Source organism: Pseudoalteromonas sp. ABV4_021 (assembly GCF_056159365.1).
Map to the genome: position 1 here is coordinate 2,964,052 of NZ_JBSWVB010000001.1, position 21,392 is coordinate 2,985,443.

The window sequence follows — 21,392 nt, forward strand, 5'->3', positions numbered from 1 at the left end:
GCTGTAAAATCAATTTATAGCTAAGTTCCCTAGCACGCAAGGCTCAATCTAATTGAGCCTTTTTTCTTTACAACAACTCAAACGCGATCAATAATCATTATCATTAAGTTGGTAGGTTAGGTATTTTAAATATGAGCTGGCAATCCACAATGATTAAAGGCAATGAGTGTTTTGATTCACATAATTGGCTAGAAGCGGAACGCTACTACAATCGCGCTATTGAGCTGGTTGATTTGCTATGGCAACAAAAAATTAGCAACTTAGAAGCGATGCAAGCTTGGGTATGCGGTTATCAGAACCTCGCTGCCACCTACGAACAACAAGGCCAGCTAGAACGTGCACTGCAATGTTTATTGCACGCCCATTATCGCGTATTGCAGCAAGCCAACGATAAAGCTATCTCAGAGCATGCGCAAAGCCATGCCTTACAGATGTCTTCGGTCACATTTAAAAGCATTTCGGCATTTAAAAGAAAGCATGCAAATTACACGCGCTGTATGGATGTGCTCGACCATGTGTGCGCCGCACCCGCAGATATTAAAAACGCAAAATTAAAAGCTGCGTTAGTGCACTAGTTAGGGGGGTTGGTATGTCTAATCTATACATCAAAATCATAGCAGCATGTTTATTGCTACCACACAGCCTTGTGGCACATACAGGACATGATCAAAACCCATTGTTTGACCTGTTCATTCACTTAGCATGGATAACACCAACGGTATTACTATTTGTTTTTGTCAGTTACAAGATAAAAATGCGTAACCTTGCTAAGGAGGGAATATGAAAAAAGCAGCAAGCTTGAATAGGGCTCTAACTCAGCTCGATAAACTATTTAAATTTGAAGTTGTTACGGCAAATTGCGACGCATCGCTTAAAACAGAGAACACAAAAAATGTTCGGATTAAGCATAAATAAAGTAACTGGCAACAGCATGTCGCCCGCGATAATGCCCAATAATTACGTGCTATTACATAGCTTTGGCAGTATGAAACATTTAAAAAAAGGGCAAATAGTTAAAGTTGCACACCCTATTTTTGGCGCCATAATTCAACGCATTGCCTATCAAGATAAAAATGGCCTTTATTGGTTAGCTGGTGACGACCCTAACAGTTTGGCTTGCTGCCAAATAGGACCGATTAGCGCTGAGCAAATCATCGGCGTGATGATTTGCAACCTGCGCTAAGCCGTTACGAGATTACGCTCCGAGCGCATCAAAAAACCCCTTCCACAATAAAAGAGCGGCAATACTCAACAGACTTTAATGCCGAGTATTAACCAAGTTTTGTAAGTTAAACTCTAGCGGTTGCTGCGACGATATAGAAAAACGCGAAAAATCGATTTGTTCGAACTCTTGTTCACGTAATAGTTTGCCAAACGGCGCTCGAGCGGGTGAGTCCGAGGATTCAAAAATTGCGAGTTGCTGACTCATAGCGCCCGCTTTTTCAGGATAAAGGTGATTATCGTGCAGCATCAATAATGCTTTTGCGCCTAATGTTACATGCCCACCAAAAGACACATCGGTCGCATATCCTTTATCATGAACATCCCAATTAATGCCGCCAATAATGACCTTATCTGATTGCTTTAGCTTATTTACCGCTGCAATTGCACCAAACGCCATTGCGTCATTTGCCGACCAAATAATATCTGCGGGGTGCTTTGACAATACGCCATAGGTCTTTTTGTAAGCTTTCGACTCCGACCAATTAGCAACCGTTGAATCAATTAAACTCACATGAGGGTGCTTTTTTAAAGCGCGCTGCAAACCAAAGCGACGCTCCTCTGCCGCCGGTGTATTATAATCACCAAGCAGTGCATACATAGTAAGCTGCTGTTTTTTAAACTTACCAGCGCGTTTAATTAATGCCTGTGCAAGCTGTTCACCTACCTCTTTATTGTTCGGCGATAAGCATCCTATTACTTTGCTTTTGATGTTATCTGGCAGAGATGCCTGCTGTGAGCGACTAAATTTATTGAGCAACAAAAACACTTTAATATCGGTGCCAACAAGCTGCTCAAGCATTTGCGGTAACATTTGCTTTTCATTTACCAGAATTAAGTAATCGGGCTTTAGCGCTATCGCGTCGCTAACCAGTTTTTTCATCAGAATATGATTGCGTTCAGCATGCAATGATACGAGATCTATGTTGAGGTCGTTTGCTGCGGCAACCATAAAGTGATTCACGTTTGGCCAAAAGTCGCCAGAATCATTATCTGTGGCATAACCCGGGTTAATAAAAACAACTTTCATATGGGAATTGGCACTAGCAAATACTGACCACATCAGCAGCATTAAAAACAACCAAACACGCACGACACTATTCACTTTCACACTACACCTTACTGCATCTAGATGGCTATAAGTATATAACTTAAACAAAAATATAGCTGCATGTTCTCAACTAATCAGAGCAGCTCTCTCGCTCGGTTGTGTGCTAGTGTAAATTTGCGACTAATCGATTGAGATTCATTTTCGAAAAGCCTTTGAATATATTTGAAAAAGTTCGATAACGGTAGGTAAATAGATATTGTTAGAGGAAATAAAAAAGGCTGAACCTAGGTTCAGCCTTTTCGTTATTTAACCTGAAATCAGATTACGTAAAGCTTATTTTTCAAAATACAGCTTTTCGCGTTTTTTCTTACCTACTTCATTCATCGTTGCAGTATCGAATAAACGACCGTTAATCATTGTGTGCGTTACTTTATCAGTATCGCGAATATTTTCTAACGGGTTGCCATCGATCACCATTAAGTCGGCAAGCTTACCTACTTCAAGTGAACCAATGTGTTTATCTAAACCGAAGTGCGTTGCAGGGTCGATGGTTGCAGTGCGGATCACCTCAAGTGGTGCCATGCCCCCTTGCGCGAACATCCACATTTCCCAGTGTGCTGCTAACCCTTCACGTTGACCGTGTGCACCAATATTTACGAGTACATCTAAGTCTTGTAATTCTTTCGAAACACGAGCGTTATTGACGTGATTATAGTGATGATCTGGCGCTTTAACGCGGCGCATTGAGCGCGGTAGTAGCTTGTTCTTAGGTACGTATTTCGACAGAATTGGGTGCGACCACACATCTGTTTTATCGTACCAGTAGTTTTCACCCCAAATACCACCGTAGGCAACACCTAACGTTGGTGTATAACCTACTTTAGTTTGGCTCCACAGCTGCTTAACATCATCATAAATATTCGCTACTGGTAGTGAGTGCTCAACACCCGTGTGACCATCCACCACCATGGTTAAGTTATGCTGCAGTAATGAGCCGCCTTCAGGTACTACCATCATGCCTAGTTCACGTGCAGCTTGCACAACTTGTTGGCGCTGATTACGACGAGGCTGGTTGTACGATTTAACACTAATCGCCCCCACTTTTTGTAGACGCTCAATATGGAATTTCGCATCGTCTAGGCTATCAACATGGCTGGTGTAACCAGGCATGTTCGCACCATATAAAATCGTACCGGTTGAGAAAATGCGCGGCGCGACAATTTTACCGGCTTTTTGCATTTCGCTGGCAGCGAATACTTCGGTTGTGTCATTTGATGGATCGTGAATTGTCGTTACACCAAATGCTAAGCCTGCTAGGTTTTCCCAGTTTTGCTGAGGAATAATTTCATTTGAGCCTTGCGAACCGTGCGCGTGTGCATCAACAAGACCCGGCATAATGGTTTTGCCATTCATCTCAATAATTAATGCATCACTTGGTACGCTCACATCTGCCACAGTACCAACCGCTTTAATATGCTTACCGTCGGTAACGATAACGCCATTTTCAATGACTTCATCACCTTTCATGGTAATGATGCGTGCGCCAGTAAGTGCAATTACACCTTTTGGTGCATCCATTTTTTGTTTAAAGCCAATGTTTTGGCCGTTTTCAACTTTAAACGACTTTGACTCATCTTTGGCAATATCAAACACACCGTTTAAGTCTGCATGGTAAAGCTCTGGACCTAGCGACCAGTAAAGTTTATCAGCTGACGTATTCCAACTAATGTTTTCACCAGCGCGAACTGATAGCTGCTCCACTGGGAACTGACTATCTTTCGGACCGATATTAATGGTTTTGCCGCGCTCCACAAATGGCGTTACAAATACTTTAAAACGCTCAGCAAACGCTAAGTACTTGCCATCCGGCGATACACGGAATTCAGTCGCGTGTTTTGCTTCGTATAGTTTGCGCTCTTTTTTGCTGGCTAGTTCAACCACAGAAAGCGATGGTTTTGGCCATGCTTGCATTACATAAATACGGTCGTTCTCAGCACCAAATTGCGGTTGAATACCATGCTTGGTAATAAATTCTTCGTCACCGCCACGGCTGCTTACAGCATAGATACCCGGTTTTACCGAGTAACTTGGGTCAAGAATCGCACCTCCTTTAATTTTACGGTACACCACAGTATCACCATCTGGACTAAAGGTGGGTTCAACGTATTTACCTTTAGTTTCAACAATATCTTTACCGCGACCTGAACGTGCTGACACCACACGAATAGTGCCCTGCTCGTTATCATCCCAAGTAACGTACACTATCTTCTTACCATCGCGAGAAAACGACGGGAAGAACTCAAAGTGATCGCTTTGCTTAGTTAAGCGTCTTACTTTGCCCGACTCTAAATCACGCTTATAAATATGACCCATAGCTTCAAAAATCGCAGTTTCACCATCTGGCGAAACTTGCACATTGCGTAGCATTTTTACGTCAAACTCTTTGGTATCAAGGTTTTGTGCAACACGTAATGCCGTTTGTAATTTCTTGCTAGTTTCCACTTCAAATGGAATGTCGCTTACTTTCTTACTTTCAACATCCAACTTATGAAGTTTACCGCCCGCCCAGAAGATCAGTTCTTCATTGTCAGGGGTCCAAGCGATGGTCGTATAAACACCGTGAATTGCCCATGTTTCTTGCATATCACGTTCAAGCACACCGTACAGTTTTGTATGCTCACCCGTTGCAAAGTCATATACATAAAGACTTGATTGGAAATCGTCACGTTTTACGTAAGCAAGCTTTTTACCATCCGGTGATGGCGTTGGACGAATTGCGCCACCCATGCCTTCAATAATGGTTTCAATTTCACCAGTTTCGCGGTCGTAGCGTTTAATTTTATAAATGCCCGCAACAGAATCTTTTGAGTAGTGGAAAGTTTTACCTGGTGTCGCATCTTGTGAGAAATAAACATAGCGACCATCAGGTGAAAATGCTGGTTCACCTAAATCTTTTTGATCGTTTGCACGCTTAGTTAGCTGCACACCTTTGCCGCCTGCTTTATGGTAAAGCCATACTTCACCAGCGCCAAGTGAACGCGTGCCCGTAAAGTGTTTACGCGCAGCGATAAAGTCGCCATCAGGGCTCCACACAGGGCTATTTAATAAACGAAATGTTTCGTTGGTTACCGCAACTTGGTTTGAGCCATCAATGTTCATTAGCCAAATATTGTCGCCGCCACCTTGGTCTGACGTAAACGCGATCTTTTTGCCATCTGGGCTAAAACGCGGCTGCATTTGCCAAGGAATATCAGACGTCAGCTTAGTTGCTTTACCACCTGAAATTGGCATTGTGTAAATATCACCAAGTAGATCAAACGCCAGTGTTTCTCCATCTGGGCTTACATCTACGTTCATCCAAGTACCTTGTTGCACTTTGATGTTGGCATCTAAAAATTCACCTTGTGGCGCTTCAACTTGCCACTCTTTAATCTCTTCTTTTTTTGCTTCTTCTGCGCCGGCCTGTGAGCACAACGCTAAGCTCACTGCCATCGCAAGTGAGGTCTTTAATATTTGCTTCATCTCGGAGTCTTCTTGTTGTCACGTTTATTCTGTAATGAATTGAAACAAAATCGTGGTGAATTAGCTAGTTTGGGTGAGTTAAAACCACTTAAAAATTCGATTAAAAAACTATCAACAACCAAATTGGAAATATTTTGCAACAAGTTCAATCGCAAAATGCTTAAACATTCAACAGTTTTATGATTATCTTGTACTGAAAAATTATATTTAGGGACTAAAAATGAAAACGATACTTAACCTAGCGATTACTGCAGCCATTGCAGCAAGCTCGATCACAGCCGTACACGCAACAACATTACAAGAAGCAGTAAAAAGCGAAGTACGTAGCGACAAAAATAAATCGCGAGATGAATTTCGTAATCCTCAGCAAACACTTAACTTTTTCGGCTTAACTGAGGATATGACAGTCGTTGAAATCTGGCCTGGAGGTGGTTGGTACACCGAAGTTATCTCACCTGTTGTTGCTGAGAAAGGTAAGTTTGTTGCAGCACACTTTCCATCAGGAACCGATGTGGGTTACTTCAATAAACATCTACCTAAGTATCAAGCAAAAATTAAAAATACGCCTGCGCTGAGCAAAACAGAAATAACCGAATTCCACCCTAAGCTTAGTCCTGATATGGCACCTGCTGGTAGTGCAGATATGGTACTGACATTCCGTAACTTGCATAACTTTTACATGACCAGTGATGAAATGATGCAAACCACATTAAATTCCGCGTTCAAAGCGCTTAAGCCAGGTGGTGTGTTAGGTGTGGTCGATCATAAATTACCTGAAAACCTCGATGCAGAAGCATTTCGTCAGTCAGGTTATATCAAGCAAAGTGTGGTTGAAGCTGCTGCTAAGAAAGCGGGCTTTAAATTGGTAGCAAGTTCAGGTGTTAATGCCAACCCGCTCGATCAAGCCCAATACGAGAAGGGCGTTTGGACACTACCACCAACACTTGCATTGGGTGATAAAGACAAAGCCAAATACTTAGCTATTGGCGAAAGTAACCGTTTCACGCTTAAGTTTGTAAAACCTAAGCTATAAACAGACGAGTAAAGCAGGCACAGTGTGCCTGCTTTTTACATTAGAATTGATAACTTAGCGTAATTTTGTAGTTACGTCCTAGTTCACCCGCATCTGTTGCATTACTCGCTGGCGCACGTAAGTAGCGTTCGTTAGTAATATTATCCACCCCCACAACAACGCCTAAACCGGAAAGCACACCTTCGCCTTGATAGCTCGCATTAACATTGTAGAGTTGATATGAATCAGTGCCCCAACCTCGGTCTAAATAGGCTTCTGGCAAGCGTTTTTGCTCAGCATATGCAAGCATCTGCACACCCACATTCAGGCTATCAAACACTTGGTAATTTAGATTAAGCGTTAGTTTATCTGCAGGCGCTTCTGTGTAAGCTTGTTTATCATTTTCAATGGTACCTAAAAAGAAATTAGGTACGCCATACGCATCCATTTCAATTGTGGAATACCCTAAATACGCATCAAACTTACTAAGCGAGTAATGCAGCTCTAATTCAACACCGCTACTTTCAAGTTTGCCGATATTCTTCGCGCTGTAATCACGGTGCGTAGCAACCGGCACACCATTGCTAGGGTTAGGGCCTGGTGAACCTAACTGCTTATTGCCATTTTCGTCGACGTAATACATAAACGGTACGTTATCGATAAAGTTTTCGATATCGTTATTAAAATACATAGCCTTAACAGTGAACACATCGGCAAAAGCAACGTTAGACCAATCTAAGCCAAAGCCCACTTCAATATTTTCTGATAGCTCTGGTTTTAGATCAGGCTGCGGTTCTTGATAGCAAATTTTGCCACCAATGTGGCAGCGCCACTCGTCTTTTTTATACAGCTCTTGTACTGAAGGTGCGCGAAATGCTTCTGCATATTTGGCATAAAAGTTAAGGAAGTCAGTCGCTTTATAAGTTACGCCTAATTCACTGGATAACTCGCCGCTATCGCTATTATCGTAGTCATCAAATGTGTTACTACTGCGATCGAAGACATCATAGCGCAGGCCTGCTGTAGTTAGTAATCTATCGTTTAAAAAGCTGGCTTGGTCAATTGCCGCAAATGAGAAATTAGTTGAATCACTTTTACCGTAAAACGTTGAGCTAACACCTTCTTCAAGCTCATTTTGTTCAAATTCTTCATATTCAAAATTGAACTCAAGCGCTAATTTGTGATTAATCACGCCTTCGAATTCAGATAAGTTAGCAACCCTTAAACCTGTACGTGTATTGCTGCCATCGCTTAATTTATCGAACGCTATTTTATTACCACGATTTACAATGTACCCCATGGTTACTTCATCGTAACTTTTCTTTGAGAACACCGCCTGCACATCTAAATCGATAAGTGGTGAGGTAGGCTGGTAGGTATAACTACTCATTAATTCAATGTAGTCATTTTTATAGTCTTCAGACAATGTAGGATAACGCAGTGCTAAATCTAAACGCTGCCCATACGGCTGATTAAGCGATTCGGTTTCACTCCAATCTAATTTGGTTTGTAAACTATGATCTGGTGCTAAATACCACGTGTTTTTAATTGTTGCGTTGGTTCTAGCTGAGTCGTTACTGATTTTTTCCAACTTGGCTAACTCACCAACTTCGTCGCCTTTATCTTCGCTTGGAACAATATCAATATCTGAAAATTCAACATAAGAGGCATGCAAAACCGTGTCTGTTTGCGCAGTTAATGCAAATAAAGAACCGCTAAAACTATTCGACTCAGACACAGATTGGTGCATTACCTGAGCGCGAGCGCCAAAGCCTTCTTCACCATTTAAGTAATCGCTTGCATCTTTAGTAACCAAACGAATGCTACCACCTACTGCGCCAGAACCTACGGTTAACGAATCTGCGCCACGCAGTACCTGAACTTGCTTTAATTGGGCTGGGTCTATACCTAAGCTATTAATAGTTGCAATATTGCTACCGCCATCTGATTCTGTTTTGCGTTTCACATTATCAATTGATACAAAAATACGTTCGCCATATAAACCACGAATCGCTGGTTGACCTGAAAGTGGCGTTACACTGCCTGTCATATCAACACCCGGTAACTCTTTCAAAATATTGCTTAGTTCAGCTTCTTGGTTACGCTTAATGTGTTCGTCGTTAACTTGTGAGATTGATGCCGCGGCATCATGCTTTGCCACTGTTAGCTTGTGACCAAATACTGAAATCGTTTCAATATCTTGCTCACCTGCTGATTTTTCATTGTTATTTTGGGATTGTGCATTAAACGCTATGGTAGATAAGCCTAAAAGAATGGCTGTTGAAACTAGCGTACGAGAGAAGTTCATTTACATTTTCCTTAACGATAATTATTCGCACTCGCGTTAAGGTTAAAGTATCTACTCTAGGCTTTCAACATCTAAAATTACTAAAAAAGCATTTAAAATCAGTATTTAACAAACGATTAATAAGTATTTAATTAAAAAAGAACTGGTGAAATTAAGACAATAATACGATTTTATACTGAGTTTTATTATTACGCTTACACTGTTTTAACTAATTGCAATGCAGGTTAAAATATCCGCCGTTTTTACAATTCAGTATGATTTAGGTACTCATCTTAAAACGTGAGTTTAATCGGCACAGGGAGTGGGTTTATTTAACACTAACCATGTTGGATTGTTATCGATGTGAAAAAAGGAAATTAATTTAATGGCATTAACCACTGTTATTCTCGCTGCGGGTAAAGGCACTCGTATGCGCTCAAAACTGCCGAAAGTACTGCACCCTGTTGCCAACAAGCCTATGGTGCAACACGTTATTGATAATGCATTATCGCTTGGCGCTAACACCACTAACTTAGTATACGGTCATGGCGGCGAGTTATTAAAAGAGCACCTAGCGCATAACGATGTGAACTGGGTATTACAAGCAGAGCAACTTGGTACTGGGCACGCGGTGGCACAGGCAAAAGAGTATATCGCGAATGACGATACCGTATTAGTTCTATACGGCGACGTACCACTTACCAAAAAATCAACATTAGAAGCACTGCTTGATGTAACACCAAGTAAAGGCCTCGCTATTTTAACCGTCAACTTAGATGATCCATCAGGCTATGGACGCATTGAGCGTAAAGATGGCAATATTGTGGGTATTGTTGAGCAAAAAGATGCCAACCCAGAGCAGTTAAAAATCACTGAGATTAACTCAGGTATTATGGCGGTTAACGGCGGTTTGTTACGTGATTGGCTCGGCCGCTTATCCAATAACAATGCGCAAGGCGAATATTACCTAACAGATATTGTTGCTATGGCGCACGCTGATGGCGTTGAAATTACCTCTGCCCAACCAAGCGATTTAATGGAAGTAGAAGGTGCTAATAATCGCGTGCAACTAGCTGCATTAGAGCGCGCTTATCAAGCGTGGCAAGCTGAAGATTTAATGCTAAATGGCGCAAGTTTAGCTGATCCTGCGCGTATTGATGTACGCGGTGAAGTCACCACAGGTCAAGACGTACAAATTGATGTCAACGTAGTATTTGAAGGCAAAGTAGTACTTGGTGACGATGTTGTTATTGGCCCGAACTGCGTGCTAAAAGACTGCGAAATTGGCGATGGCGTGGTGATTAAAGCTAACTCTATTGTTGAAGAAGCAAAGGTTGCTGCTAAATGTACACTTGGCCCATTTGCGCGCCTTCGTCCAGGTGCCATTATGGAAGAAGACTCGCACATTGGTAACTTTGTCGAAATGAAAAAGACCCGCTTAGGCAAAGGCTCTAAGGCGAATCATTTAACGTACCTTGGCGATACGGAAGTTGGCGAAAAAGTGAATATTGGCGCCGGCACCATTACCTGTAACTACGATGGTGTGAATAAATCTAAAACCATTATTGGCGATAACGCGTTTATTGGCTCAAACAGCTCGCTAGTAGCGCCTGTTGAAATTGGTCAAACAGCCACAATTGGCGCAGGTTCAGTTGTTACCGCCAATGTTGCAGAGCAGCAACTAGCGGTATCACGTGCAAAGCAACGTAATATTGATGGTTGGCAGCGCCCTGTTAAGAAAAGCTAACAGCAAGGCTGTTGAAAATAGCCGCTATTTAGCGGCTTTTTTTGTTTCTACGGGTGTGGTTTTTACAATTGGTTTTGATTCAACAATTGCTGGGCACATTTCAACCTCTTGCGTATCACCTTTGCCATTACTGATGTAACAGTTTTCGAGTATTGAGCAGTAACACACCTCAGCTTTTACTTTAAAGCGTTTTTTATCAAGTATCTGCCAAAATTTCTCGTTGTACTTGGTTTTTTCAAGCGCTAAAAGACTAATTGAGCCTCCTGGTGGCACAAGTGCATTTTGCGCAAATGAGGTGGTGATCCAGCCAAATTCTCTAAAGAAATTAACCTTCGGTGACTTCTTTTGCAGTTCTTGCAGCGCCGTTTCATAGGCCTTAATGTCAAAACAACACGCAGTGATAAAGTCATAAACATCGTAATACTCTTTACCTTGGTAGGTGTACTTCAAATATTTAACAAGAGCAGGCCCTGCGCCAGAGTTTTTTAAGGTAAAGGTAATCTCTTGGCTGCGTTTTTCCATATTCGCATTACCAGAAACAAACTGCATCCAAGGCCAAGTTGCCGCTTTAACCTGCTTTTCTGCCGCATTGGCTTGTAAAAAGGTGGCATAAAATGAGGCTGCTGAAATAATAATGGCGCACAGCGCCAAAAATAGATTCACCTTATCTTGCGAAAAGTGAAGTTTGGATTGCTTTTTTTCCTTCATAGCATCTTGTTGTTTTTATTAACGCTTTACGCACTATAAATAAATCACTGTATAACTACAATGTTCAGCTATCTGATATTTCAAGCTATTCTTCTGGTAAACTAATATGTGCAGATCCTGTTTTATAATCTATCGTCAAAACAAAATGCTTTAAAATATCGTACCCAAGCAAACCTCTAACTCTTCTTCCCCTCAAACGTGAACCTGTACTCACCTCATAACGACTTTCCAAATTACTTCGCTCCCCTTCTGCAGGAACTGACACCAACACATTTTCAAGGGTGTAAGGTCCAAATTTCAGTGAATCAATGCGAAAACTTTCAGTTCCTTTTATTTTATTCACTCCAATAAGTAAACCTGTTTCGGTCTGATAGCTGTCCAACCATTCCAACTTATTTGCATAACTACGTTCAACCATAATACCGCCAGTGTTACCGGTATCTAACAATAGCCATGCAGAATCATTTTGTGTGAAATTAACTTTAACGATAGGCAGGCCTGTTCCCTTTTGATTTTGAATCTCAATATTTTTTAGCTTTTTTAAATCAAAAGTATCTCGCGTTAGCAAACGCATTTTATTATTGGGATAGTCAATTTGTACAATAAAAAGGGAAAAAAATGAAGAGCCAAGCAAAATAGCATCATCAGATGGACCTAATTGAAAGTCGACCATATCGTCTAATTCAATATCGGTACCAAATAAGTTGATCGGGACATTTTTATAAGTCTTACGCTTTTCAGTGTCGAAAACACCTTTGACATAAATACTAGAACCTTTGTTTAGGTCTAAATTATTATGTCTAACAAACCGTCCATTAATTGCATTTACATTAGCGCCAGTGTCTAAGATAGCATGCGCTTTAACACCACCAACGATTACAGGCACTTTGATATGGCCATGCTCTAACTTAAAGTCCATCCATTGTGTTGCACCAGCAAGTGCATTAGGAGATAAGTATAATAACGCGATAAGAAATATCGATTTAATTCCATTTAACATTCTGATTCCTTGTAACTTTTCACTTCCATTAAGTATTTTCACACAAGCAGAGTTTAGATGCAAAACAGGCTCATAAAATAAGCACTTGCGATCTGTTAAGTTTCGATTAAAATAGCTCATCTTTCGAAACGAAACTTATTGATAAAATGACGAAACGTAACACCCAACAAAGACGCCATACTATTTTGCAGCAAGTGAACGAGCTTGGTGAAGTGAGCGTTGAACAGCTCGCTGAACAATTTGCAACGTCGGAAGTTACGATTCGAAAAGATTTAACCGCACTTGAACAAAGTGGACTGCTATTACGCCGTTATGGTGGTGCAATGGCATTGCCACAAGAGATCGTTGCAAATAGCGACGAAAAGCTCGATCCGATTCGCAAAATGCAAATAGCAAAAGCAGCAGCTGATCTCATTAAAGATCATAACCGCATTATTATTGATAGCGGGCGCACCACAGCGGCCATGATCCCTGAGCTTTCACACAAGCGTGGATTAGTTGTAATGACCAACGCCATCAATGTGGCTAACCGATTGCTTTCATTAGAAAATGAGCCAACTTTATTAATGCCTGGCGGCACCTGGGATCCACACTCGGAATCTTTTCAGGGGCAAGTTGCCGAGCAAGTTGTGCGCTCTTACGACTTCGATCAACTGTTTATTGGTGCCGATGGCATTGATATTGATAGAGGTACTACTACATTCAATGAATTGATCGGTTTGAGTCGCGTTATGGCTGATGCAGCAAGAGAAGTAATTGTGCTTGTTGAATCAAACAAGATTGGTAAGAAGATACCGAATTTAGAAATACCGTGGCAGCAAGTAAATTTTTTAGTCACTGATGATGGCTTAGACGACAACACTAAGCAGGCAATTGAACAACATCAAGTGACTGTTATTTGTGCCAAGTAACGCATTTGCAGGTTCCGACAACAAACCTGTAACCCATTTAACGCTCACATACCGTGCAATTTAAGGAGACTATTATGTGTGGCATTGTTGGCGCTGTGGCAGAACGCCCAGTTAACCGAATTTTAATTGAAGGCCTAAAGCGCCTTGAATACCGTGGCTACGACTCAGCAGGTGTAGCATTAGGCAACCACGACAAAGCGCTAAATACGGTAAAAGCAGTTGGCAAAGTTGCTAATCTTGATGCTGCACTTACCAATGCAGATGTAAAAGGCACAACAGGTATTGCGCATACTCGCTGGGCAACCCATGGTAGCGTGACTGAAGCCAATGCTCACCCACATATTTCGAGCCAGCAGCTTGCGCTTGTGCACAACGGTATTATTGAAAACCACGATAAACTGCGCACGCAACTGCGTGGTGATGGTTACGAGTTTTTATCGGACACTGATACAGAAGTAATGGTGCATAAAATCCACCAGCTACGCCAAAGCCATGATTCGTTACTTGCATCTGTGCAAGCAGCGGTAAAAGAGTTTGAAGGTGCTTACGGCACCGTGGTTTTTGATAAAGAAAACCCGAATGAAATTATCGTAGCTCGTTCTGGTAGTCCACTCGTTATCGGTTTAGGCTTAGGCGAAAACTTTATTGCTTCTGACCAGTTAGCACTGCTCCCAGTAACGCGCAGCTTTATCTTCTTAGAAGAAGGCGACGTTGCCCGTATTACTCGTGATTCAGTTGAAATTTTCGACATCGATGGCAATGCTGTTGAACGCGATGTAGTTGAATCTAACATCACCCAAGATGCGTCAGGCAAAGGTGAGTACCGTCATTACATGCTCAAAGAAATCTACGAGCAACCTGTTGCGGTGCGCAATACCCTAGAAGCGCGCATTGATGGCGATAAAGTTGCAGTTGACGCATTTGGCGATACGGCATCGGATATTTTCAAGCAAGTAAAGCATGTGCAAATTATTGCCTGCGGTACTTCATACCACTCAGGTATGGTCGCACGCTATTGGTTAGAACAATATGCAGGTGTTAGCTGTAACGTTGAAATTGCTTCTGAGTTCCGCTATCGCAAATCATTTGTTCATGAAAACAGCCTACTGGTAACCATTTCTCAGTCAGGTGAAACAGCCGATACCTTAGCTGCACTTCGCCTAGCTAAAGAGCAAGGTTACATGAGCTCAATGACGATTTGTAATGTGCCTGGCAGCTCGCTAGTGCGCGAATCAGATATTGCGTTTATGACGAAAGCGGGTGCTGAAATTGGCGTTGCATCAACAAAAGCCTTTACCACTCAGCTTGTTGGCTTACTTATGTTAGTTGCATCAATTGCCCAAGAAAAAGGCCAGCCACAAGCAGAAATTGTCAATGCCATTAAATCACTGCCAAACAAGCTGGAAGAATCACTGTCTCTTGCTGAAGGCATTGAAGACTTAGCTGAAGAGTTTGCTGATAAACATCACGCACTTTTCTTAGGCCGTGGCGATCAATACCCAATTGCAATGGAAGGTGCACTTAAGCTTAAAGAAATCTCGTATATTCACGCAGAAGCGTATGCAGCAGGTGAGTTAAAACACGGTCCATTAGCACTGATTGATGCCGATATGCCAATCATCGTTGTTGCACCAAATAACGAGCTACTTGAAAAGCTGAAATCAAACGTTGAAGAAGTACGTGCACGCGGCGGTATTATTTATGTATTCGCTGATAAGGCGTCTGAGTTTGTCTCAGATGACACAATGCGTGTTATTAACGTCAATCAAGTTGACGATGTACTAGCACCAATTGTGTACACCATTCCACTTCAATTGCTGTCTTACTACGTAGCGGTAATTAAAGGGACCGATGTTGACCAACCGCGTAACCTAGCAAAATCAGTTACGGTTGAGTAAGCATTTTTACATTCAAAAAAGGCGCATTCGCGCCTTTTCTATTGCCCTTTTAAGTAGTATTAAAACGTCACAATTGTAGAAACGGCTTCTTCTTTGGCTGTTTGAATTGACAGTTTTATTTCTCGGTTTTGCCAATCGATATCAAGCATGCCGTAGTTGCTGCCCGACTTATTAATCAAATGACGATTACCCGTTGTTAGTGAGCTAATATTGCTACTCACAACGCCAACTTTACCGGTTGGAATTTCAGCGCCGCTTGGTGCGCAGTTACCCCACGCCCCTTCAATACCTTTGCCGTTCTCATCCACTTCGGTATAGCACCAAGGTTTATCGTGATCACGTGTAATACACCCTTGGTATTCAACCAACGCATATTTGTAAGGTAATTTACATTGTTTTGAATAGTCACCGTTGCCTTGCGAATCGGCATAAATCGGCAAGCGCAGCGGGTTTTCAATATCATAAGGCCAGTTTTGACCAAAGCCTGATGCCGTCACTTCGTATACGGTAACGGGTGCACCAAATTCTGGACTAGCCGGTATCTCTTTTTGTAACAATTCACCCCAATGCTGATCGCCTGATAAGAAAATAACCGCTTTCGTCTTGCCTGAATTTACCGACTTTTGCACAAGTCGTAACAACTTTTCTCGCTGAGTGGGCATTTCAGCCCATGATTCGTAACTGGTGCCAGACATCGCTTCTTCATTTAAATTGGCAATCGCTTGATTAAACTGGTTGCCATTTCCATATGCACAGTAGCTATTTAAGCTTCTTCCTTTGTGAAGCGGTGGTAATACTTGAATACCGCTGGCAATAATTTTAATTTCGCTCGGCTTATTGAGCTCAGCTTCAAGCCACTGCCATTGTTGTTCGCCCAAAATCGTGCTGTTATCACCTTCGCAGGTGCCATAGTTACTAAAAGTAGGTGAGCGGAAATATCGCGCATCTAGTGTAATCACATGGGTTTGCTCACCACTTGGCCCGAGCAATTTAGCTTCGTAAATACCCGCCTGACCATTAAGCCTCGGATCCGATGGTTCAACATCAAAGTGACGTAAATATTCTTGCTGGCTCTCTGCACGTTTTTGATAATATTTGCCATCATTGTTGCGCCCAAAATCATGATCATCCCATGTTGCCATAACTGGGATGTTGGCCTTTAAAAACTGCTGATAATCAGGGTTGCGCTTTTTATCATCGTATTTCTGACGCATTAAGGCCATGTTTGTGGTATCGGCATAAATGTTATCGCCTAACCATAAAAATAGGTCAGGTTGATGACCAATTAAGCGTGCTAACGCTGCTGGCATATCCCCTTTGGTTTTAAAGCAGCTACCTAATGCTACTCTGTCTAAACGTTTGCTTTGCTGTGGTTGTGTATGAGTTAACAGCGGTTCAGGCGCTGGCGCGTCACATTCTTCCCACGCACCATCGGCAACATAACACCATGGCGTTGAATGATTGCGGGTGGTACAGCCATAGAATTTTTCACCTTGATAACTAGACGGTGCTAAACACGTTTTACCTGAAACGGTTTTAAACTCAGGAATAGACTCAGTACGCACATTACCCCAACTTTCACCGTCTTTCGGTGTTTTTAAATAACACCACTGGCTACCGCTATTATTTTTGTCGGTTGTACCTTGGTATTTTGCCAGCGCATAGTCAAACGTGGTTTTACATTCTTGATAGTGAACTTCGGGTGCAGCAAATAGTGCGCTAGGCAGCAATAAGCTTAATAGAATTACTCTTTTCATTGTTATATTTTCTCAGTTGTGAATTGGCGCATCCGATGCGTAATAGTCCCTTGAGAAAATATACCGTTCCGATATTGAGAACTGACGACAGTTAAGTGTCACATTTGCGGCAAGAAAATGACAATAAACATGTGGCTGCCGTAACTTTGCAGCCGCACTGTGTTTTGCGTTTTTAACAAGCTATTAGATATACGCTTTAAAATTGTGTATTAATTCATCTGTATATCTACAATCCAAGGCTCCAAACGTTTGCCCCAATTAACCGTCACGCTATAGCCTGGTTTTGTTTGTCCTCGTGATGTTTTTAGGTTTGCCAAAGTTTCTACGAAATGAGCAGGTACATTAATTCTGTTCACCAATAGCGCACGCAAATGCAAAGAGTGATCTTTGCTGTAATCATTAAAGTAGGGCTTCGCATTTCCTTTTACGATAACTATATTGCTTTGCTCTGCATATTTAGTTGCAAGTGTTTTATAGTCTTGTGCCGCTTCTAAAAAGAACAAACGACTATTGCGATGCAACTCTTGTTGATATGCCTCAGAGGCTCGCTCTTTGGCGTATTTGAGCTGTTCATCATTAGTATCCAACTCAAAACGAGCAAGCGCTTTTTCATAATAACTCTGCGCATTTGCTAATGACTTTTGATAATGCTCGCCATCGTATTCAAGCGCAAAAAATAACGTACGTTCCTGTGCCCAGCCATCTTCAGAGACTTCAAGTTCAGTAAACCCTAGCGCTCTTAACTGCTGCTTGGTTAGGTTTATACTGCGGTTGTTGTAATAAGCAAGCTCGCCTTTTTCGTTTGCCAATGCACGCCAAGAAATTGAAAGCCCTACGCCCGAGTTTTCTTTTTCAAAACCAGATAAATATGGCAAGCGTGCTTCTCGTTCAGATAAAACTAGCTGTGCCGTTGGCTCACCAGAGCGATTATAAAGAACACCACCTAAAATAAAAATATTGGTAAAAACAATTAACGCGATACCGTAAATTAAGTACTTTTTCATGCGCTTGTCCTCGTGTGTTTGGCTAACTTACGAATTCGCTTAAATACCAATAATGCAAGTAGCGCACATAACCCAAGTACAAAGAAAAATAGATACTTAGGCATCCAATCCCACCACCAATCAAAGAACTTGGTGTAAAGAAACAGCACAAAAAATACATTGCCAGTTTGCACAACACCCGGCCACTCTTTGCGAATTCCAAGCCAAATTACCGCTGCGCTTAACGCAAAACCAGCAACTTGATATGCGCCTTCAACAAGGTCATCATCATAATTGAAATAACTTACACCACCCCAGTTTGACAAAATAAGCACAACTAAAAACAGTATGATCAGAGACAAAATGCGGTACATAGCAGCAAAGCCACTAAATGCACGCTGATTAATAAAATGCGGTACTAAAAACAGTAATATACTCGGCGCAATAAAGTTTTCAGGGCGCTCGCCAAAACTGATCCAATACATGCCACTCCATGCGCCCACCTTCATTGCAATAAAGCTGCACACATTCACAATTGCAAAAAACAGCAATACTCGCGCGTTACAAGCATACGCCAAAATAAAGGCGAATCCGGACCAAATCAAAAACGCATTGGGCGACGGGGTTAAATTAAAAATCTGCCCAAGCAGCATTACGTTAAGTACGAACCCCGCATACCCAACCAAACCCGCTATTTTGGCAAAATAACCGTGAGATTCATTTTCAACTAACTTTATCGCACCACAGAACAATGCAATGGGCGTAGTGACTAAGATGCCTACTTGCACACTTGTGCTTAAATATCCCCAAAATTGATAAAACAAAAAGAATAAACTCACCGCCATCGCCAAGGCACCAAACAGCGAAGCGATTTTCATACCTAATGTTAGGTGCTTAGACTGAGCTGTCGTATCAACGTCAAATTGCTTGGCTAACTGGGTGAGAAGCTGCTGATGATACTGAGAAACAGCTTGTTGCTGCTCAACTGGCATGGTGATCACGCCAGCATGTTGTAATTGTGCCAGTTCAGATTCAAAGGCGTGTATCTGATCCACCCTCTGCTGAGCATCCGCTTGATTTAGTTGAGATTCATCCATGTAAAAACCCAATCACGTTATGTACCTAATATATTGGCTCAACTGGTAGCTAAAAAACAAGCAATATAGAGCCAATTTGATGTTAGCTTGGGTATACAGGTTTATTTAAATGCGAAGAATAGAGAAAGGTTTGAAAGAAAAGAAAGCGCACTATCGTGCGCTTTCTTTCGACTATTTAATTGATAGCGTTAAACTTATTGGGCAGTGATCACTTAACATATCTTTGTAATCTAGCTCGCCTTGCTTACCAAACGCATCTACTTTTTGAGAACCATCTACAATCCACTGAGTTGAAATTGGGCCAGTAATAATGTGATCGATTGGCGCTTTGTATTTAGGATGGCAACTTTTTAAGTTTTGCATGCTGCTTAATAAAATACGCTCGCCGTCTTCTTTGCTTAGATCTTGCCAAAAACGATTATTTTGATCAACCAAGCGATGGTTAAAATCCCCCAGTACTACAAACGCTTGCTTGTTTTCAACACGCTGGTTAACCCACTTTTCTAAAATAGGTCCTTGTTGCTGATAAGTAGTACAGGCTTTTTTAGTATCTTTGCGATAGTCACTAACAAAGCAACCGCTTTTCATATGCACATTTAGCACTTCAAGCTGACCATTGTTGAGACTAATTGAGGTACCGTAGCGTAACCCTGGGTTATCAAGAGCAAGTGCTTTAAAGTCATCTTGAGCGGTGAAATTAATACCTTTTTTAACAACAAATGCGGTACGCTGTGGTGTTGAAAATAAACCATCATGACCACGGCACTCATACGCCTCGTTATCGGCACGACTTGAAACCACATACTGCCACTGTGATTCAGGAAACACGCGTTTAAGCGCTTTTTCTGACTGCACTTCTTGCAGTGCGACTATGTCGGCATTTAAGGTTGCGGCATAACTTGCGAGCGCTTGGTAATCAGCTTGGCTACGTGGCTTACAGCCTTTACCAACCTCGTCAGCTAAATGCTCAATATTCCAGCTCACTAATTTTAAATTAGCAGTATCACTTGCTACAACACTCGGCGATGACGCCTGTTCTTGTTGCTGACAGCCCATTAATGCTGCCACTGCTGCCAGTGCAATAAGAGATTTTTTCATGTGTGTGTTCATATTGTGAAAAAGAATTTCAGTATATCAAGGCAAATAACTAAATCACATGAAGTTTGCGATAAGATGACGTTAGTTTACCTAGAACTATATGAAATTTACTGATTTGCTAAATGATCACGCATTGGTTATCTTGTTTTCTGCATTAAATTGAGTTCCCTTTTACAAGGATGCCTTATGAATTTATCTCCTTCTGTTACCGTTAAGCATACTGATTCAGGACTAGAATACCTATCAGTTGAGTCGAGCTTTTGCAGCGCTAAAATTTTTCTCCAAGGCGCGCAACTTACCGAATTTACGCCAAAAGACAAAAAGCCTTTAATTTGGGTATCGCAAGATGAAGACTATCAAGTCGGCAAAGGCGTTCGCGGTGGTATTCCTATTTGTTGGCCTTGGTTTGGCATGAGTGCCAATGACGGTTGGCCGCAACACGGATTTGCCCGCACTATGCTTTGGCGTGCAGAAGAAGTAATTGAAAACGAAGATAACATTGTAGTGAGTTTTTCGCTGCCAATGGGCCAAGTTAATCCAGAGTACTGGCCACATCAATCAAGCTTAAAAGTCGTATTCACGCTGAGCGATAGTTTGCACATTGCACTGGTAAACACGAATACTGGCAATGCGGCATTTGAGTTAACTCAAGCACTGCATACCTATTTCCCTACCCCTGAAATTGAAAACACCACAGTGGATGGCCTGCAAGGTGCTAACTATATTGAGTTTGGTGAAGGTCCATTTGCACAAAACGAAATTGTGAATTTTGCCCGCGAAACTGATATGGTTTATCAAAACACACCTTTGGTTCAAACCATTAATACACCAGACGGTATTATTGAAGTTGGCCGTAAAAATTCAAGTTCGTGTGTGCTGTGGAATCCGTGGATTGAAAAATCAAAGCGCCTAAGTAACTTTCGCGATGACGAGTTCCATACCATGCTGTGTTTAGAAGCCGCTAATGTGATGGATGACAAAGTGACACTGCAACCTGGCGAAAGCCATTCGTTAATTCATACTGTGCGCTGGCTTTAATCACGCTATATTGCCGAAAATCATAAAAACTCAGCATTTGCTGAGTTTTTTGCTTTAATAGG

General features: G+C 41.8%; 16 protein-coding genes. 7 read left to right on the forward strand and 9 right to left on the reverse strand.

The genetic code is table 11. From position 1 onward, the window contains the following. The first annotated feature begins 131 nt into the window (after window positions 1-131). Entirely contained in the window at window positions 132-575 is a 444-nt protein-coding gene (locus tag ACXAFE_RS13730) for a hypothetical protein (protein ID WP_475153476.1), read from the forward strand. Window positions 576-892: 317 nt separating this feature from the next. Beyond that, a complete protein-coding gene (gene sodX / locus ACXAFE_RS13735; protein WP_010561425.1) occupies window positions 893-1,183 on the forward strand; it encodes a nickel-type superoxide dismutase maturation protease in 291 nt (96 codons plus the stop codon). 75 nt (window positions 1,184-1,258) lie between these two features. On the opposite strand, the gene ACXAFE_RS13740 is transcribed toward sodX, so the two are convergent. Both ACXAFE_RS13740 and ACXAFE_RS13745 read right to left on the reverse strand, forming a co-directional pair. After that, on the reverse strand, window positions 1,259-2,332 hold the full coding sequence (locus ACXAFE_RS13740; RefSeq protein WP_475153478.1) for an ABC transporter substrate-binding protein: 1,074 nt from the start codon (window positions 2,330-2,332) through the stop codon (window positions 1,259-1,261). Between the two features lie 273 nt (window positions 2,333-2,605). Beyond that, a complete protein-coding gene (locus tag ACXAFE_RS13745; protein ID WP_475153480.1) occupies window positions 2,606-5,794 on the reverse strand; it encodes an amidohydrolase family protein in 3,189 nt (1,062 codons plus the stop codon). Window positions 5,795-6,014: 220 nt separating this feature from the next. Between ACXAFE_RS13745 and ACXAFE_RS13750 the strand changes: the two genes are divergently transcribed. Continuing rightward, the gene (locus tag ACXAFE_RS13750) at window positions 6,015-6,827 is read left to right on the forward strand and encodes a class I SAM-dependent methyltransferase (protein ID WP_475153482.1); all 813 of its coding nucleotides are present in this window, start codon (window positions 6,015-6,017) and stop codon (window positions 6,825-6,827) included. Between the two features lie 40 nt (window positions 6,828-6,867). On the opposite strand, the gene ACXAFE_RS13755 is transcribed toward ACXAFE_RS13750, so the two are convergent. Next, window positions 6,868-9,114 (reverse strand): TonB-dependent receptor domain-containing protein, encoded by a 2,247-nt coding sequence (locus ACXAFE_RS13755; RefSeq protein ID WP_475153484.1) that lies wholly within the window; start codon window positions 9,112-9,114, stop codon window positions 6,868-6,870. 364 nt (window positions 9,115-9,478) lie between these two features. On the opposite strand from ACXAFE_RS13755, the gene glmU reads away from it, so the two are divergent. Further along, complete coding sequence (gene glmU, locus ACXAFE_RS13760) at window positions 9,479-10,840, forward strand: bifunctional UDP-N-acetylglucosamine diphosphorylase/glucosamine-1-phosphate N-acetyltransferase GlmU (protein WP_475153486.1); 1,362 nt, start codon at window positions 9,479-9,481, stop codon at window positions 10,838-10,840. Between the two features lie 24 nt (window positions 10,841-10,864). Here glmU and ACXAFE_RS13765 read toward each other — a convergent pair whose 3' ends face one another. Further along, entirely contained in the window at window positions 10,865-11,548 is a 684-nt protein-coding gene (locus ACXAFE_RS13765) for a hypothetical protein (protein WP_100914392.1), read from the reverse strand. A gap of 85 nt (window positions 11,549-11,633) precedes the next feature. Beyond that, on the reverse strand, window positions 11,634-12,548 hold the full coding sequence (locus tag ACXAFE_RS13770; RefSeq protein WP_475153487.1) for an aspartyl protease family protein: 915 nt from the start codon (window positions 12,546-12,548) through the stop codon (window positions 11,634-11,636). Between the two features lie 146 nt (window positions 12,549-12,694). Here ACXAFE_RS13770 and ACXAFE_RS13775 point away from each other — a divergent pair, with 146 nt between their 5' ends. After that, window positions 12,695-13,459 carry a DeoR/GlpR family DNA-binding transcription regulator gene (locus tag ACXAFE_RS13775; protein WP_475153488.1) on the forward strand — a complete coding sequence of 255 codons (765 nt, stop codon included), beginning with the start codon at window positions 12,695-12,697 and terminating at the stop codon, window positions 13,457-13,459. 74 nt (window positions 13,460-13,533) lie between these two features. Beyond that, the gene (gene glmS, locus ACXAFE_RS13780; RefSeq protein WP_475153489.1) at window positions 13,534-15,357 is read left to right on the forward strand and encodes a glutamine--fructose-6-phosphate transaminase (isomerizing); all 1,824 of its coding nucleotides are present in this window, start codon (window positions 13,534-13,536) and stop codon (window positions 15,355-15,357) included. 59 nt (window positions 15,358-15,416) lie between these two features. On the opposite strand, the gene ACXAFE_RS13785 is transcribed toward glmS, so the two are convergent. The 4 genes from ACXAFE_RS13785 to ACXAFE_RS13800 form a co-directional block, all read right to left on the reverse strand. After that, the gene (locus ACXAFE_RS13785; RefSeq protein WP_475153490.1) at window positions 15,417-17,114 is read right to left on the reverse strand and encodes an alkaline phosphatase D family protein; all 1,698 of its coding nucleotides are present in this window, start codon (window positions 17,112-17,114) and stop codon (window positions 15,417-15,419) included. A 209-nt stretch (window positions 17,115-17,323) separates the two neighbouring features. Further along, complete coding sequence (locus ACXAFE_RS13790; protein WP_475153491.1) at window positions 17,324-18,118, reverse strand: DUF4824 family protein; 795 nt, start codon at window positions 18,116-18,118, stop codon at window positions 17,324-17,326. After that, entirely contained in the window at window positions 18,115-19,194 is a 1,080-nt protein-coding gene (locus ACXAFE_RS13795) for a DUF2157 domain-containing protein (protein ID WP_475153492.1), read from the reverse strand. Before ACXAFE_RS13795 ends, ACXAFE_RS13790 begins: the two co-directional genes overlap by 4 nt. Window positions 19,195-19,365: 171 nt before the next feature. Further along, on the reverse strand, window positions 19,366-20,292 hold the full coding sequence (locus ACXAFE_RS13800; RefSeq protein WP_475153493.1) for an endonuclease/exonuclease/phosphatase family protein: 927 nt from the start codon (window positions 20,290-20,292) through the stop codon (window positions 19,366-19,368). A gap of 186 nt (window positions 20,293-20,478) precedes the next feature. Between ACXAFE_RS13800 and ACXAFE_RS13805 the strand changes: the two genes are divergently transcribed. Further along, window positions 20,479-21,330, forward strand: coding sequence for a D-hexose-6-phosphate mutarotase (locus tag ACXAFE_RS13805; RefSeq protein WP_475153494.1), 852 nt, complete (start codon window positions 20,479-20,481; stop codon window positions 21,328-21,330). Window positions 21,331-21,392 lie beyond the last annotated feature (62 nt).